The organism is Amycolatopsis jejuensis (genome assembly GCF_000717335.1).
Lineage (GTDB): Bacteria > Actinomycetota > Actinomycetes > Mycobacteriales > Pseudonocardiaceae > Amycolatopsis > Amycolatopsis jejuensis.
This window is the reverse complement of the sequence record NZ_JNYZ01000029.1, coordinates 70,247-84,508: the sequence shown is the minus strand read 5'-3', so window position 1 is coordinate 84,508 and position 14,262 is coordinate 70,247. Positions and strand designations below refer to the sequence as shown.

Below are 14,262 nucleotides of genomic sequence, written 5' to 3'. Positions count from 1 at the left end.
GGTCGGTATGAATACGGCTCAGGCCCGCCCGGCGACGTGCGCGGCGAGCTGCGTCCGGTTGGCCAGTCCCAGCTTGGCCAGGATGTTGTCCACGTGTTTCTCCGCGGTCCGCACCGAAATCACCAGTACCGAGGCGATCTCCCGGTTCGTCATCCCCTTCGCCACCAGCTCGCTCACCTCTTGTTCCCGGCGGGACAACGGTTCCCGCGCCGGTTCCGCCACCGGCGCCGCCACGGCCTCCCCCAGCGCGTACGCGACCGCCGCCTCCACCGGCATCGCCGCCCCGGACGCGTACGCGGTACGGAACCCGCCTTCGGTCGCCCGGCGGCGAGCGTCACCTTCGCCCTTCAGGTGGTACACCCACATCCGCGGAATGCCCTCCAGCGCCAGTCCGACCTTGCGCAGCAACGCATCCGCCGCACCGAGCAACCGGGCGGCGCGTTCGGCATCGCCGTCGGACGCCGCAATCCACGACATCGCTTCCAGGCACACCGAGTGGCCCAGCTGGTCCTCCAATGGGCGCTTCAGCCGCAGGCTCTCGCGTTCCAGCTCGGCCGCCGCGACGTTGTCGCCCTGCCGCCATTTCTCCACCCCGAAGGCCCACAACGAAAACGACCGCCACCACGCCTCGCCGATCGGCGTCGCGACCTCCTGGCACCGGAGGTGCCACGCCGAGGCCCGCTCGCTCTCCCCCGCCAGGCTCAGCGCCAGCCCGGCTTCGAACATCGAGTGGATCTCGCCGGTGCGGTGTCCCCGCGCGGCGAACGCGGCGACGGAATCCTCCAGCCGCTCGATGGCGAATTCCAGGTCACCGCTGAACAACGCGAGCAGACCCCAGGTCTGCGCGACGAACACGGCCAGCAGCGGGTCCGCGATCCGCTCGGCCTCCTCCAGCAACGGGGGTACCACGTGGTGGTCGCCCTGCAGGATGGCCAGCCAGGCGGCGAGCCGCAGCGCGCGGCCGCGGTCCACCGTCGGTTCGGGCGCGGCGGCGAGCAGCTGGTTCAGCCAGTGCCGGGCTTCACTGAGGAAACCCCTTGCCAGCCAATAGTTTTCGATCGACCACGCCAGCCGCAATCCGCTCTGGGCGTCGTCGGCGAGCGACGAGTTCAGGGCGGCCCGGAGGTTCGCGTGCTCCCATCGGAGCCGCTCCAGCCACTCCGCCTGCCGCGGGCCGGACCAGTCGGCGTCCGCGTGCTCGGCGAGCGTCACGAACCACTCCCGATGCGCGCGGCTCAGCTCCGCCGAACCGGCCTGCCGCTCGGTCCCGTACTGCCGGATCGTCTCCAGCATCTGGTACCGCGGCTCGCGCGCATCCGCGACCCTGGTCAGAATGGACTTGTCGACCAGCGCCGCGACCAGGTCCAGCACCTCCGCGGGCTCGATCTCGCCGCCGGATGCGACCGCTTCGGCGGCATCGAGGCCGAACCCGCCGGAGAAAACCGCGAGGCGGCTCCAGAGCAGCCGTTCGGCCGGGGTGCACAGGTCGTAGGTCCAGTCGATCGACGCGCGCAGCGTCTGGTGCCGCGCCGGGGCGGTGCGGCTGCCCTGGGTCAGCAGCCGGTACCGGTTCCCCATCCGGGAGAGCAGCTCCGGCAGCGGCAAGACCCGCAGCCGCACCGCGGCCAGCTCGATCGCCAGCGGGATGCCGTCGAGCAGACGGCACAGTTCCACGACTGCCCGCCGGTTTGCCGCGGTCACCTCGAATCCGGGGATCGCCGCAGCGGCCCGGTCGGCGAACAGCGTCACCGCTTCGCTCTGCGCGACCGTCGCCTCGGTGAGCTCCTGATCCGGGTCCGGCGTCGACAACGGGGGCACCGGCACGACCGCCTCGCCGGCGATGTTCAGCGCCTCCCGGCTGGTCGCCAGCACGGTGAGTTTGCTGCATGCGCGAAGCAGCGCGTCGGCGAGCGTGGCGGTGGCCGCCACCAGGTGCTCGCAGTTGTCCAGCACCAGCAGCACCTGCCGGTCGCGCAAATGCTCGACCAAGGTCTCCAGCTGCCACTGCGCCGACGTCTCGCGGATCCCGACTGCCGTGTTCACGGTGTGCCCGAGCAGCGCCGGGTCCTGGACGTCGGCGAGGGCGACGACGTGCACGCCGTCGGCGAACGCCCGCGCGACCTCGCGGGCGAGCTGGAACGCCAGCCGGGTCTTGCCGACCCCGCCGGTGCCGGTGAGCGTGACGAGCCGGGACCGTTCCAGCGCATGCCGGGCGAGCGCGAGGTCCCGCCGCCGCCCGATGAACCGGGTGAGCTCCAGCGGCAGCGCCCCTGGCTCGTCGGCGGCGTCTGCATCCCCTGTCGGCGGCCGGACCATCCCGGTAGTGTGCCCCAGAACCCGCCGCGGGGCGATGGCGTGCCGCGGAATCACCGGAGCAGGATCGGACATCAGGTACGGGCCGGTCATCACCGCGGTTCTGCCCGCCCGAGGACCAGATCCGCGGCCTTCTCGGCGATCATCACCGTGGCCGCATTGGGGTTGCTGGACACGGGTTCCGGCATCACCGAAGCGTCCACCACCCGAAGCCGTTCCACCCCGTGCACGCGCAGTGCCGGATCGACCACCGCATTTCCGTCGGCACCCATCCGGCAGGTGCCGGACAGGTGGAAGAAACTGCTGACTGCGTCGTGCACTGTCCGTTCCAGCTCGGCCCGGTCCATCTGCAGCAGCAAGCCGGTCTGCGACTTGCCGCCCCATTCGGCGAACGCGCCGGTGCTGACCAGCCGGTCCACCTCCTCGATCCCGGCGATCAGCTGGTCCAGGTCGTATTCCTCGGTGAGGTACCCCGGGTCGATCAGCGGCGCGCCGGCCGGATCGAGCCGGATCGTGCCCCGGCTACGCGGGCGCATGTGCCCGACGCCGAACGTGAAACTGTTGTCCGCCGGGGCCTGCCACGGCAGGTGGTAGTCGACCTGGACCTGCACGATCTGCAGTTCCGGCCCGTCCTGCGCGGCATCGGTCTTGGCGAACAGGGTCGCCTCGGCGTAGTTCCCGCCCGGCGGCGGGAGCGGCCGCTCGGCCTCCACCCGGATCCCGGCCAGCAGCACGTGGTCCTGCAGGTTCCGGCCGACACCGGGGAGATCCGCGGTGACCCGGATACCCAGCGCGGCCAATTCGTCCGCGGGTCCGATGCCGGACAGCATCAGCAGCCGCGGCGACGCCACCGCACCGGCACACAGCAGCACCTCGCTCCCCGCCGCCGCCCATTCCTGGGTACCGGCCACGACGTACTCGACGCCGAGGCACCGGCCGTCCTTCACCGCCAGCAGGTGCACCTCCGCTCCCTGCCGGACGGTCAGGTTGGGCCGGTCCATCGCCGGACGCAGGTACGCCGTCGCCGCGCTTTCCCTTCGCCCGTCCCGAATCAGCAGATCGTGAAGGCCCGCGCCGAGCAGTTCGCCGTCGTTGAGGTCGGCGGCCACCCGGTGCCCGGCCCGCCGCGCGGCGTCGACGTGTGCCTCGCTGAGCGGATGCGGTTTCGCGATCGGCCGCGGCCGCAGTGGGCCGCCGCGCCCGCGGTACGCCGGATCGCCGCCGGGGACGTCCTCGGAACGCCGGAAATACGGCAGGACCCCGGCGTAATCCCAGCCGGTCGCCCCCGCGGCGGCCCAGCGGTCGAAGTCACCGCGGTAGCCGCGCAGGTGCGCCATCACGTTGATCGACCCGCATCCGCCGAGCACCCGGCCACGCGGGGCCGGGATCGCCCTGCCGGTGCCGGCTTGCGGCGTGGTTTCCCAGCCCCAGTCCGCGTCGCCGCCGAGCAACACCGGCCACGCGCCAGGGTCCTCGACGTCCGGCCGCCGCTCGTCGCCACCGGCTTCCAGCAGCAGCACCGAGACGTCCGGATTCTCCGACAGCCGGGCGGCGAGCACACAGCCCGCCGTCCCGCCGCCGGCTACCACGTAGTCATAGGTTGCCATCAGAGCCCGACCACGACCGTCTTGAGCTCCAGGTACTCGTCGAGATTCTCCTTGCAGGTCTCGCGGCCCCAGCCGGACTGCTTGTACCCACCGAACGGCAGCGCGGCGTCGACCGCCTGGTAGCAGTTCACCCAGACCTGCCCGGACTGCAGCGCCGCGGCGACCTGGTGCGCCCGCCCGACATCACGCGTCCACACTCCGGCACCCAGGCCGAAATCGCTGTCGTTGGCCAGGTCCAGCACCTCCTCGTCGGAGTCGAACGGCACCACCGACAGCACCGGGCCGAAGATTTCCTCGCGCGCGATCCGGGAATCCCGGGCGACGTTCGTGAGCACCGTCGGCTGCACGAACCAGCCCTGCTCGCCCCAGGGTCCGCCCCCGGCCACGACCTCGGCACCTTCGGACCGCCCGATTCCCAGGTAGCCCAGTACCTTCTCGCGATGCTCGGGCGAGATCATCGGCCCCATTTCGGTGGTCGGATCGAGGCCCGGGCCGAGTTTGATCGAGCGCGCCCGGTCGGCGAGCCCGGCCACGACGTCGTCGTACACGCTGCGATGCGCGTACAGCCGCGAACCGGCGATACAGCTTTCGCCCTGGCAGGCGAAAATCGCCAGTCCGGCGGTCGCGATCGCGGCGGGCAGGTCGGCGTCGCCGAAGATGATGTTCGGCGATTTCCCGCCCAGCTCCAGGGAAACCCGCTTGAGCGTGCCGGTCGCGGCCCGGGCGATCGCCTTCCCGGTGGCCACCGAGCCGGTGAAGGTGATCTTGTCGACGCCGCGGTGCTCGACCAGCGCGGCTCCGGCCGTTTCGCCGTATCCGCTGACGTAGTTGAAGACGCCTTCGGGAATCCCGGCTTCGAGCACCAGCTCGGCCAGCCGCGCGATCGACAGCGGGGTCTGCTCGGCAGGCTTGACCACGATGGTGTTGCCGGTCGCGAGCGCCGGGGCGAGCTTCTTGACCGCCATCATCAACGGCAGGTTCCACGGCACGATCGCACCCACCACACCGACCGGCTCCCGCCGCGTGTACGCGTGGTACGGGCCGCCGAAGTTCGCCGGGAACGAGACCGGGATGGTGTCGCCGGTGATCTTCGTCGGCCAGCCCGCGTAGTACCGGAGGATGTCCACCGAGAAGGGAACGTCGACGAAACGGGCTTCGTTGATCGGCATCCCGACGTCGAGCGCTTCGAGCGCGGCCAGCTCGTCCGCATGCGTTTCGACCAGGTCCGCCAAGCGCCACAACAGTTTCCCGCGTTCCTGCGGGGTGATCAGCCGCCACGGTCCGGTCAGCGCCGTGCGGGCCGCCGCGACCGCCCGGTCCACATCGGACGCATCGCCCGCCGGAGCCGGTACCACGACCTGGCCGGTCGAGGGATCGCACACCGGCAGCGTCTGGCCCGAGTCAGCCTCGGTCCAGTCCCCGCCGATGAGCATCCGGCGGGCCTTCTCGACGTTCGCCCGCAATGAATCAGGCAGCGTTTCGGTCGTTGTCGCCATGGTTTTCCGTCCTTCCCGGGGTGGCGGATCAGGCGGGTTGCGCCGCGGTGAAGTTCTTCATCAGCGGGAACACCTCACGGCCCATCCGCTTGATGTCCTCGACGTAGTCGGGGAAGATCAGCATGTAACCCGCGACGTCGATCTCGGCCCACTCGTCGAGCTGCCGGGCGATGCTCTCCGGCGACCCGGTGATGAAGTCCGTCGACATCTGCACCGAACCCTTGCGGTCCATGCTGGCCAGGATCTCCGACGTGCCCCCCTCCGCGGAGTCGGTGAGCGCGCCGCCGATCATGTACTCGATGGCCTTCATGTCGGCGTGGTCCACGTAGTTCTGCAGCTTCGCCTCGGCCTCCTCGTCGGTGTCGGCCATGACGACGCCGAGCGCGACGTACGGGCGGATGGTGCGGCCCGCTTCGTCCATCTGCGAGTTGAAGCGGTTCACGACCTCGCGCAGCGCGTCCTGCCCGCCCCAGGCCAGGCGGAAGGAGTAGTCGGCGTAGCGGGTGGTGAACTTGATCGCGTCGTCGGACGTGCCCGCGCACACGATGTTCATCGGGTGCCCCGGTTTCGGGCCCATCCGCAGGTCCTCGTACTGGAAGTACTCGCCATGGAAGTTCGAGACGCCGTTCTCCCACAGCTCGCGCACGACCTGGCAGTACTCGCCCGCGTACTGCCAGCGGTAGGAGTTGTACTCGTAACCCGGCCAGACCTTCATGGTCTCCAGCTCGCGCGGATGCCAGCCGCCGGGGACGATGTTGAGCGAGAACCGGCCGTCCGAGATCGAATCGATCGTCATCGCCATCCGCGCTGCGATCGCCGGGTGGATGGCGAGGATGTTCACCGAGCCGACCAGCTTCATGGCGGTGGTGTCCCGGGCGAGCGCGGCCATCTGGGTCATCGACTCCAGTGCGTCGTCCCAGAAACCGGTCGTCCCGCCGTGGCCGCGCAGGGCCGAGAGCGAGAGCGCGAACGAGAAGCCGTTGTCCTCGCCGGTGGTGATGATCTCGCGCATGTGGTCGTACGTCGGCGAGTACTGCGGGGCGGTCTCGGACATGATGTACCCGTTGCGGGCACTCGGGATGAAGATGCCGAACTCCATGGCACGGTTTCCTTTCTGTTGAGCCGGATCAGGCGAGCGCGGTGGCCTTCCGGTCCGCTTCGGACGGTGCCGGATAGGCCGTTTCGCCGAGCACCGCGTGGTCGAGCCTGCTGTCCATGCCCTGGTCGACCCGCTTGTCGCGCAGGCCGATCGTCTTCTCCACGGCGAACACCACGACGAGCGCGCTGACCAGGCCGAACACCAGGAACACGAGCAGCCCGAGGGCTTGGTGCCCGATGCCGATCGACGCGTGCTGCGGTGCGTAGTCCCCGGTCAGGCCGAAGTAGCCGCCCTGCTTCACGCCGGACGTGAACACCGCGGTCATCAGCACGCTGTAGATGCCGGGACCGAGCGTGAGCGGCACGACCTTGACGTCGTCGAGCTTCCAGCGGTTCATCAGCTTGTACCCGCCCACGACGAGCAGCGGCGCGAAGAACGCGGTGAGCCCGGCCTGCCACGGCTTCGCGACGTCGAGCAGCGCGGACACCCCGATCCAGCCCGCGACCGGCGACACCAGCAGGAAGTACGGGCTCTTGCCGACCTTCCACGCGAGCAGCCCGCCGACCACGGCGAAGGTGAACGCCATCATCAGGTTGGTGACGATCAGGCCCATGCCGGTTTCGTTCAGCGTGATCCCGAAATAACCGGAACCCGGGACCAGGTACCCGTTGAGCAGCGCGTACCCGCACAGCCCGGCCAGGAACAGGAACAGGCCGCCGATGGTGAGGACCAGGTTGTGCGGCACCGGCGGCTCGGTCGCGCGGCCGCCGAACACGCCGGGCCGCGGCTTCGCCCGCCACACCAGCACGAGGGCCCAGCAGCCGAGCAGCAGGTAGAAGAACGCGCCGCCGAAGTCGTGGGTGCCGGAGTTGGACAGCGGGCCGACCGAACCGTAGACGAGGTAACCGGCGAACGGGATCACCAGCGCACCGAACACCAGCGTGACCACCGACAGCCCGGCCGTTTTGACCCGCTCGATCACCGCACCCGCGAGCAGTGCGGCGAAGAACGCGGCGAACAGGATGAAGACGGCGAAGAACGCCTGGAAGGAGTCGGCGCCCGGGACCGTCGCCGGGTCGAGGTGCTGGGGCAGGGTGTTGATGTCCGGACCGCCGAGCCACCAGGACTTCAGCGCTTCGCCGAACGGGTTCGGCACGCCGAAGGCCTGGTTGAACTGGGTGTCCCAGATCGCGAACCCGGCAATGGACATGCCCGCCGCCGCCACGAAAGCCGCGACGAGTTTCTGGACGATCGTGTGCAGGGCGTTGCCCGCCCGGCTGAGGCCGGCGTCGAACAGGAACACGCCGCCGACGGCAAGCATGATCGCGATCAGGCCGACGATGTAGAGAACGGTCGGCACCTGCGCGTTCAACGAGACTTGGTTGTCGTACATGGCATTTCCTCCGGTTCAGCTTGCTTCCGGGCGGACAGCGACCGCCTCGATCTGCACGCGCAGATCGGACGCGATTCCGAGGACGAACGTGCAGCGGGCCGGATAAGGGCCTTCGCCGAATGCGGCTCGATAAGCTTCGATGAATTCCCTTCGATATGCATCGTCACGCAGATAACAGGTGGTCTTCACGATGTCGGACCGGCCGAGCCCGGCGTCCCGCAGGATCAGCCCGATGTTCTCCAGGCAGATCCGGACCTCGTCGGCAATGGTCACGGCGTCGGCGCGGCGGCGCATCGTGTCCGGGTCCATGGCGAGCCCGGCGGCGTAGACCAGCGATTCGGTGCCGGTGCCGGAAGACAGGCCCATCGGGCGGTAGTCGCCGAGTTCCGGCGGATTCAGGTAGGTCGGCACGAAATGTCCTCCGTTTCAGAGCAGTAGGTCGAACGGCCGGTGGTAGAGAATGTCCTCGACGGTTTCCCGGGGAATGGGGAGCGGCATTTCCAGGTCCGCGATGGCGAGGAACTGGTCGGCTGCCTCGCGCGGGTCGAACGACGGGAAATCCGAGCCGAACACGAGCCGGTCGGTCACGTGCCCTTCGATCGCGAGCCGCAGGCCGTTGTACAGCTGCCAGGTCTTGACCGGGAGCGTGGACACGTCGGCGTACACGTTGGGGTTCTTCATCATCAGCTCGACCGCTTCGTTCGGCCACGGTTTCCCGAAGTGGGCGAGCAGGATCTTCGTCCCGCGGAACTCGCGCGCGACCTTGTCCAGCAGCATCGGGTACGCGAACTCGTTGCAGCCGTCCGGCGCGAACACGCTGGCCTGGTGGAACATGAGGAAAATGCCGAGGTCCGCCGCCGTCCGGTACACCTCGAACGCTTCCGCGCAATGTGGGTGAAACCCTTGGTACGGCGGGGAAAGCTTCACGCCTTGCAGTCCGTGCGTCTCGACTGCGCGGCGTAGTTCCGCCGCCGCCCCCGGCTGTGTCGGATCGACGCTGCCGACACCGATCGCCCGATCGCGGTTCGCTTCGAAGTACTCGCCCACGTAGTCGTTCGGCACGTGCATCCCCATCCGGGCGACCTGGAGGCCGAGCACGAGGAACCGGTCGACACCGGCGGCCTCCATCGCCTGAGCGTGCTCGTCGAGACCGGCGAGGCCGAAGGCAGGCCGCCCGACGAGCTCGGCGCCGCGGTCCGTCCACACCGGACCGGTGTGCTCCGGCAGGTAGACGTGCGTGTGCCAGTCGGCGAACGGGCGATCGGGCATGTCAGGCCTGCCCGGCGCGCGGGCGGGCGGCGATCGCGTCGATCTCGACCCGGCAGTCCCCGGCGATGCCGGCCACGAACGTGGTGCGCGCCGGGTACGGGCCCGGGGCGAACACCTCGGTGTAGGCCTCCCAGAACTCCTTGCGGTACGAGTCGTCGGCCAGGTAGCAGGTCGTCTTCACGACGTCACGGAGGCTGCAGCCGGCGGCTTCGAGGAGACCCTTGACCTCGTCGAGCGCGATCCTGGTCTCGTCCGGGATGGTCTTGGCTTCGTCCTTGCGGCGCAAGGTTTCCAGGTCGAGCGCCATTCCTCCGGCGAAGACGAAATCGCGCGTGGCGACACCAGGGGTCATGCCGTAACGCGGGTAGGGCAGGTCGTCGGGGTTGAGGTACTGCGGCACGGGTTTCGCCTTTCGTCGGTGCGGTCAGCTGGCGGCGCTGAGCGGGCTGTCGAGCTTGCGGAGTTCAGGCATCACCTCGCGGGCGAAGAGCTGCAGGGAGCGATCGACGTCCGGTGCCGGGATGCCCGGGAAACCCATCTGCAGCAACCAGTTCCGGATGCCGTGCGACCTGGTCATCCGGGTCATCCGCTCGAGGACGCTGTCCGGCGAGCCGATCATCAGGTGGTCGCGCTCCATGAGCAGCTGCCACGGGTCCATCTCGCGGAAGCGTGGGTCTTCGGGGTCCTCGCCCTCGTCGAGCCACACGCCGAGGCCGCGCACGCGGCAGAGGAACTCGAAGAACTCCACGATCCCCGGTTCGGCGATGCGGCGGGCTTCCTCGTCGGTCTCGGCGATGCAGCACAGCCGCAGCACGCCGCAGCCCTCGCCGAACGCCGGTGCCTGCCCGGTCGCCGCGGCGGCCTGGGCGCGGTAGGTCTCGAAGAGGTTCTTGAGCACCCGGCCGGTGGGGTACCAGGTGATCGGCCGCAGCCCGTTGCGCCCGGCGTGCGCGAACCCGGTCATCGACTCGGTGACGGCGAACTGCGGCGGCGTGGGCTTCTGGAACGGCTTGGGCGTCATGCCGAACGCGACCAGCTCGTCGTCTTCCCCGACCCAGCCTTGCGGCATCGGCGCACCCGGCGAGTGGATGAACTTCGTGCCCGGCTCCGGGAACGTGTACCGCTTGCCCTGCCAGCGGAACGGGTCCTCGGTCCAGATGCCGCGCACGATCGCGAGGTTCTCGTCGAAGATCTCGCGGCTCGTGTCGGAGCCGTTCCAGCGGCTCGCCTGCGGGTTGAGGTTCATCACCTCGATCGGCAGGATGCCGCGGCCGAACGCGACGTCGAGACGGCCCTCGCTGAAGTGGTCGAGGACCGCGAGGTCCTCGGCGAGGCGCAGCGGATGCCAGAGCGTGAGCGAAACGGCGGCCATGCCGAGGCGGATCCGCTCGGTCCGGGCGGCGAGGTCGGTGGCGAGCAGGACGGGGTTCGGGCTCGCGTCGCTGCCGTCGGTGTCGAAGTGGTGCTCGCCGAGCCAGATCCGGTCGTACCCCAGCTCGTCGGCCATCACCGCGTGCCGGCGCGTCTCCTGCATGATGTCGTGCCAGTCCTGGGTCCCCGAGCGGTTCGTCAGCGCGTACAGCAGATCCAGTTCCATGCTCACTCCCGATTGATAATTCCGACTAGTTGGTACTTAAGGTCGACAGGCGCTTCGCCCTGCCAGGGCTTCCGGTCCGCTCATGACTTCCTCCTCCCGGTGATCGGCGTCACCCAGGGATTCACTCACGAGACCGGACTGCCGCGCCTTCGTGCGACTACCCATCCGCTACGTATCCTGCGCCCCGTACGTAGCCCGGATCGGGGCTAAACGCACATCTCGTCGAGGCGCAGGGCGTGCCCCATCCGGTCGCGTTTGGTGCGGAGGTACGCGACGCTGTCGGTGGTGGCGGGGATCTGGAGCGGGACCCGGTCACGCACGGACAGGCCGTAGCCCGCGAGTGCGGCGAGCTTGGCCGGGTTGTTGGTCAGCAGCCGCACCGACCGCACTCCGAGGTCGGCCAGGATGTGCGCGCAGGCGCGGTAGTCGCGGGCGTCAGCGGAGAGACCCAGGTGCGGGTCAGCTCGGGCGTCCTCCAACTCGTACGCGCGCAGCTTGTCGAGCAGGCCGATCCCCCGGCCGTCGTGCCCGCGGACGTACACCACGACTCCCCGGCCCACCCGAGCGACAGTCTGCAGCGCCGCTTGCAGCTGGGTCCCGCAATCGCAGCGCCGCGAGCCGAAGACGTCGCCGGTGAGGCATTCCGAATGGACCCGGACCAGTACGTCCTCGCCGTCGCCGAGGTCGCCGGACACCAGCGCGACGTGCTCGTCCTGCCCCGAGCGGTAGCCGACCACCCGGAAGGTCCCGAACGCGGTCGGCAGCCGGGTGTCGGCGGCGCGTTCGACCTGGACCTCCGTGCGGCGGCGGTACGCGGCCAGGTCCGCGATCGAGATCATCACGAGCCCGCGCTCGTCGGCGAACCGGCGGCACTCCGGCGCACGCATCATCGTGCCGTCGTCGTCGACCAGCTCGCACAGCGCACCCGCCGGCCGGAGCCCGGCGAGCCGCGCCAGGTCCACCGCCGCTTCGGTGTGCCCGGCACGCTCCAGCACTCCCCCGCCGACGGCGCGCAGCGGAACGACGTGCCCCGGCCGGGTCAGGTCTGCCGGGCCGGTCGCCGGATCGGCCAGCGCCTGGATCGTGCGTGCGCGGTCCCGCGCCGAAATACCGGTGGTCACGCCGTCCTTGGCGTCCACCGTGACCGCGTACGCCGTACCGCGCGGGTCCTGGTTGACCGGGGTCATCGGCGGCAGGCCGAGCCGGTCGAGCTCACTGCCCGGCAGCGCGGTGCACACGAACCCCGACGTGTGCCGGACGGTGAAATGCAGCAACGCGGGCGTGGCCAGCTCGGCCGCGAAGACCAGGTCGCCCTCGTTCTCACGGTCTTCGTCGTCGAGCACCACCACCGGCTGCCCCGCGCTCATCGCCGCGAGCGCCGCCGCGATCGGGTCGAAGGTGACCTCGCGCTCGGAAAAGACTGTTTCGGCCATGTCCGCACCTCCATTTGATACCGACCGGTTAGTATGAACGTAACACGCTCCGGCCGGAAGGAACAGCAGGCTGGTGCTGTCCGTGGCCGCCGGGCGTTGATCTCGCCGGATGACCTCCCGCCTGCTCGGTTCGGCGGCCGAGGACGTCGTGCCGGACGCGTTCCTGCGGCTGGACAAGGCCGACCGAGGCGCGATCACCGCGTTACCGGCCTGGCTGGCCAAAGTGACCACCAACCTGTGCCTCACCCGGCTGACCGCGGCGGCGCGAGCAACACGTGGCTGCCCGAGCCGGTGCTCACCACCGACGGCGCACTCGGGCCGATGGAAACCGCGCAGCAGCACGACTCGGTGTCGCTCGCGTTGCCGGTGCCGGAGCGACGGCGGCCAGGTCACCTCGGCGCGGTGTCCGGTGCTCGGGCGGGCCAAGGTCGCCCGGCTGGCTGCGTGATGCAGGGTGTCCATCGTGGGCATCGATCGCATCCCGATCGGGTACTACCGCGCCAAGCTGGCGGCCGGGGAAGTGCTCGCGAAATTGGTCGACCTTGCCGCTGCCGCGCCGGTCGGCTGGCGGCCGGGTACGGACTGGCCGGGCTCGTGTTCCTGCCCAGGTGTTCCACGACCACGACCACGGCCCGTCGCGGCGGTGACGATGCAGGTACTGCTCCCGGCCGGATTGCTCATCCGGGCGCGTCGGTGAGAACGCGCTCGCCAAGCAGGTCCACGAGAACCAGCGCCCCATGCAGATCGGCGCAGTCGACGCCGATTTCCCGGCGCAGGACCTGGGACGCGCGCTGGATTCGCGCCGACACGGTGTTGCGGGCCAGGTTCATCCGGTCGGCGACGGCGCTCGGGCTGCCGCACAGGTCGAGGTACGCCTTCACGGTGGACAGGATCTCCAGGTTGCGCCGGCTCGCCTCGGCCAGCGGGCCGAGTATCCGGGCGACGAACCGGCGGGCGGCGGGCAGGTCGCTGGCCAGCAGCACCGCCATTTCGACGTCGTCGAAGAGCAGGGTGGCGAGCGGGTGGCTGCTCGCCTGCTGCAGGCCGTGCACGCCCAAGGCCTGCCGATGCGACTCCCGGAACCCGTCGATGCCGTGCTGTTCGGCGCCGACGGAGACCCGGACGCCCGGCTGCGCGTAGCCGCGGAGGGGTCCGGCCGGGGCCGGGCGGGAGCGGAACCCGCCCCACGCCCACACCTTCGAGCTGGTCACCGGCACGATCAGCGGGGACGCCGCCCCGGCGCGCCGCAGCACGTCGTAGGCCACCTGTTGCAGGCCCGCGGCGGTGTTCCCGGCGCGGGTGACGATCACCGCGCGGTGGGTCTGCTCCAGCTCGTAGGGCAGCGCGGCCGCGTTCGTGTCCGTTCCGGCGAGGACCGCCTCGACGATCCGGCGCGTCACCGCGTCGGAGCTCTCGGCCCACGCGTCGTGCGCGGCCTTGTAGTGGTCGGCGCCTTCGCGCGCGTACCGGTCCATGTGGTCGAAAAGCTGGGCGGAAACCACGCGCAGCAGCGCGGTCCGCCCGTCGCCGGTCGTCAGTGAGTCGCAGGCGGCCAGCAGCGCCGACGACATCTCCGCGTGGCCGAACCGGATCCCGCGCAGGATCTGGTCGAGCGGGATGTCGTGCTCGGCGTAGTAGCCGATGGCGGACTTGGCTTCCTCGGTCAGCGGCGGGGGCTGGTGGTCCGGGCCGGACAGCATCCCGAGCGCGGTGAGCGTCGCCGACTCGCACGCGGCGTACAGCAGGGCGCGCAGCTCGTCCGACGCCCCGAAGAGCGGGATCTCCTCGAAGATCCGCTCGGCCGCGCCGTGCCCGACCTGCAACGCCCACGCCACCGCGCCCGGCCCGGTGCCTGCCGTGGTCCGGGTGAGCAGTTCCCTGCTGCAGTACGGAACGGGGACCGGGCGGCCGTCCTCGGACGGCGACAGTTCCCGCAACCAGGTGGCTTCTGTCGCGTCCATGCGCAGTCCCGTCCCGAATCCCGCGGGGATGCCCCGCCCGGTCCCACCGCCTGCCGATGAGCCGGAATACAGCCTCGGTGACCGGGCGAAGCCC

The 14,262-nt window shown here is 70.1% G+C and carries 12 protein-coding genes and 1 pseudogene; 2 read left to right on the top strand and 11 right to left on the bottom strand.

Features of this window, described 5'->3' with window-relative positions; all coding sequences use genetic code 11:
* Window positions 1-18 precede the first annotated feature (18 nt).
* The 10 genes from OO71_RS34180 to OO71_RS34135 form a co-directional block, all read right to left on the bottom strand.
* Window positions 19-2,406 carry an ATP-binding protein gene (locus OO71_RS34180; protein WP_051792576.1) on the bottom strand — a complete coding sequence of 796 codons (2,388 nt, stop codon included), beginning with the start codon at window positions 2,404-2,406 and terminating at the stop codon, window positions 19-21.
* Window positions 2,406-3,920: a GMC family oxidoreductase gene (locus tag OO71_RS34175; protein WP_033294118.1), complete on the bottom strand. Its 1,515-nt coding sequence runs from the start codon at window positions 3,918-3,920 to the stop codon at window positions 2,406-2,408. The genes OO71_RS34180 and OO71_RS34175 overlap by 1 nt, the downstream gene beginning before the upstream one ends.
* Window positions 3,920-5,416, bottom strand: coding sequence for an aldehyde dehydrogenase family protein (locus OO71_RS34170; RefSeq protein ID WP_033294117.1), 1,497 nt, complete (start codon window positions 5,414-5,416; stop codon window positions 3,920-3,922). Before OO71_RS34170 ends, OO71_RS34175 begins: the two co-directional genes overlap by 1 nt.
* Before the next feature lie 28 nt (window positions 5,417-5,444).
* A complete protein-coding gene (locus OO71_RS34165) occupies window positions 5,445-6,515 on the bottom strand; it encodes an LLM class flavin-dependent oxidoreductase (RefSeq protein WP_033294116.1) in 1,071 nt (356 codons plus the stop codon).
* A 28-nt stretch (window positions 6,516-6,543) separates the two neighbouring features.
* A complete protein-coding gene (locus tag OO71_RS34160) occupies window positions 6,544-7,908 on the bottom strand; it encodes an ammonium transporter (protein WP_033294115.1) in 1,365 nt (454 codons plus the stop codon).
* A 15-nt stretch (window positions 7,909-7,923) separates the two neighbouring features.
* On the bottom strand, window positions 7,924-8,319 hold the full coding sequence (locus tag OO71_RS34155) for a RidA family protein (protein WP_033294114.1): 396 nt from the start codon (window positions 8,317-8,319) through the stop codon (window positions 7,924-7,926).
* A gap of 15 nt (window positions 8,320-8,334) precedes the next feature.
* Complete coding sequence (locus OO71_RS34150; protein WP_033294113.1) at window positions 8,335-9,177, bottom strand: amidohydrolase family protein; 843 nt, start codon at window positions 9,175-9,177, stop codon at window positions 8,335-8,337.
* A 1-nt stretch (window position 9,178) separates the two neighbouring features.
* Window positions 9,179-9,577, bottom strand: coding sequence for a RidA family protein (locus tag OO71_RS34145; RefSeq protein ID WP_033294112.1), 399 nt, complete (start codon window positions 9,575-9,577; stop codon window positions 9,179-9,181).
* 24 nt (window positions 9,578-9,601) lie between these two features.
* Complete coding sequence (locus tag OO71_RS34140; protein WP_033294111.1) at window positions 9,602-10,774, bottom strand: LLM class flavin-dependent oxidoreductase; 1,173 nt, start codon at window positions 10,772-10,774, stop codon at window positions 9,602-9,604.
* 206 nt (window positions 10,775-10,980) lie between these two features.
* Window positions 10,981-12,207 carry a bifunctional 3,4-dihydroxy-2-butanone-4-phosphate synthase/GTP cyclohydrolase II gene (locus tag OO71_RS34135; protein ID WP_033294110.1) on the bottom strand — a complete coding sequence of 409 codons (1,227 nt, stop codon included), beginning with the start codon at window positions 12,205-12,207 and terminating at the stop codon, window positions 10,981-10,983.
* A gap of 109 nt (window positions 12,208-12,316) precedes the next feature.
* On the opposite strand from OO71_RS34135, the pseudogene OO71_RS51785 reads away from it, so the two are divergent.
* Both OO71_RS51785 and OO71_RS34125 read left to right on the top strand, forming a co-directional pair.
* Window positions 12,317-12,576: pseudogene (locus OO71_RS51785) on the top strand (RNA polymerase subunit sigma-24); the annotation flags it as partial.
* Between the two features lie 94 nt (window positions 12,577-12,670).
* Window positions 12,671-12,904, top strand: coding sequence for a hypothetical protein (locus OO71_RS34125; RefSeq protein WP_162186150.1), 234 nt, complete (start codon window positions 12,671-12,673; stop codon window positions 12,902-12,904).
* Here OO71_RS34125 and OO71_RS34120 read toward each other — a convergent pair.
* Window positions 12,885-14,168 carry a PucR family transcriptional regulator gene (locus OO71_RS34120; protein ID WP_033294107.1) on the bottom strand — a complete coding sequence of 428 codons (1,284 nt, stop codon included), beginning with the start codon at window positions 14,166-14,168 and terminating at the stop codon, window positions 12,885-12,887. The genes OO71_RS34125 and OO71_RS34120 overlap by 20 nt on opposite strands.
* Window positions 14,169-14,262 lie beyond the last annotated feature (94 nt).

Bases quoted from the DNA above. Each gene is read 5' to 3' on its own strand.
- OO71_RS34180 (WP_051792576.1), bottom strand. From the start codon at position 2,406: ATGACCGGCCCGTACCTGATGTCCGATCCTGCTCCGGTGATTCCGCGG.
- OO71_RS34175 (WP_033294118.1), bottom strand. From the start codon at position 3,920: ATGGCAACCTATGACTACGTGGTAGCCGGCGGCGGGACGGCGGGCTGT.
- OO71_RS34170 (WP_033294117.1), bottom strand. From the start codon at position 5,416: ATGGCGACAACGACCGAAACGCTGCCTGATTCATTGCGGGCGAACGTC.
- OO71_RS34165 (WP_033294116.1), bottom strand. From the start codon at position 6,515: ATGGAGTTCGGCATCTTCATCCCGAGTGCCCGCAACGGGTACATCATG.
- OO71_RS34160 (WP_033294115.1), bottom strand. From the start codon at position 7,908: ATGTACGACAACCAAGTCTCGTTGAACGCGCAGGTGCCGACCGTTCTC.
- OO71_RS34150 (WP_033294113.1), bottom strand. From the start codon at position 9,177: ATGCCCGATCGCCCGTTCGCCGACTGGCACACGCACGTCTACCTGCCG.
- OO71_RS34140 (WP_033294111.1), bottom strand. From the start codon at position 10,774: ATGGAACTGGATCTGCTGTACGCGCTGACGAACCGCTCGGGGACCCAG.
- OO71_RS34135 (WP_033294110.1), bottom strand. From the start codon at position 12,207: ATGGCCGAAACAGTCTTTTCCGAGCGCGAGGTCACCTTCGACCCGATC.
- OO71_RS34120 (WP_033294107.1), bottom strand. From the start codon at position 14,168: ATGGACGCGACAGAAGCCACCTGGTTGCGGGAACTGTCGCCGTCCGAG.